This window comes from Mycobacterium sp. E796 (assembly GCF_001672815.1).
Classification (GTDB): Bacteria; Actinomycetota; Actinomycetes; order Mycobacteriales; family Mycobacteriaceae; genus Mycobacterium.
Genome location: NZ_LZKK01000057.1, coordinates 1 through 1045, shown reverse-complemented (window position 1 = coordinate 1045; position 1045 = coordinate 1). Strand labels below are relative to the sequence as shown.

General features: G+C 70.1%; 2 protein-coding genes. Both read right to left on the bottom strand.

From position 1 onward, the window contains the following. A partial coding sequence (locus A5706_RS05365; protein WP_197517749.1) for a 3-deoxy-7-phosphoheptulonate synthase occupies positions 1-427 on the bottom strand: 427 nt, incomplete at its 3' end. Between the two features lie 34 nt (positions 428-461). Then, positions 462-965: a polyadenylate-specific 3'-exoribonuclease AS gene (locus A5706_RS05360; RefSeq protein ID WP_068127842.1), complete on the bottom strand. Its 504-nt coding sequence runs from the start codon at positions 963-965 to the stop codon at positions 462-464. Positions 966-1045 lie beyond the last annotated feature (80 nt).

Sequence of the window (1045 nt, the reverse complement as noted above, 5' to 3'; positions counted from 1 at the left end):
CCAGCGCGTCGATGTCGGCCGACCGGGGCTTGGCGTACTGGCCGGCGATGCGGGCCACCTTGACCACCGGCATGCTCGCGCCGTAGGTCAGCACGACGGCCATCTGCAGCAGGGTGCGGATGTTGCCGCGGATGTGGGGTTCGGTGTTGTCGACGAACGTCTCGGCGCAGTCGCCGCCCTGCAGCAGGAACGCCTCGCCCCGGGCGACCTGGGCCAGTTGGTCCTGCAGCCGCACGATCTCGGACGGCACCGTCACCGGCGGCACGCTCTCGAGGACCGTGCGCATCGCGGCGGCCTGTTCCGCGTCCCAACTGGGCTGCTGGGCGGCCGGCTTGGCCAGCGCGGCGTCCAGCCGCGTACGCAGCTCGGTCGAGAGCGGCGGCAGCGGCGGCAGCTGGTCGATCGGTATGTCGACGGTCCAGTTCATCGGTCCATGGTAACCGGGTCCGAACAGTGCCTGATCACGACTGATCAGCGCGAACGTCGTCGCCGGAGGTGATCAGTCGGAATCGGCGGAGCTGATCGCGGGCATCGACCAGGGCGTCGTGGGCGTCCCGCGGCCGCGGCGGCATCCGAGGGGATCCCCGCTCCTCCCACAGCTGCCGCACTTCCCTGGTGAAGCGCGGTATCGCCTGGGGCAGCGCCGGCATCGCGCCCCAAAGCTGGCACAACGCCACGTGGTCGTAGGCGCCCACCCAGGCCCACAGTTCGATCGGCTCGGTCCCGCCGACGCCGAAGAACTCCTCCAGGTCCTGGCGGATCTGCTTGCGCGAGCGCCACAGCTGCGACGACGGGGGCGGCAGCTTGGGCAGCACGTTGGCGCGCACCCAGCTGCCGGCGCGCTCGGGGTCGAATTCGGTGGAGACGGCGTAGTACTCGCGGCCGTCCTCGGCGACCACGCCGATCGAGATCAGTTCGATGGTGCGGCCGTCCTCGATGAATTCGGTGTCGTAGAAGTACCGCACCCGCGAAAGCCTAGGACAAGCCCCGGCGGAAACTATCGGCTGATCAGGATGGGCCCCGTCGGCGGCGGTGCGGCGTGCAC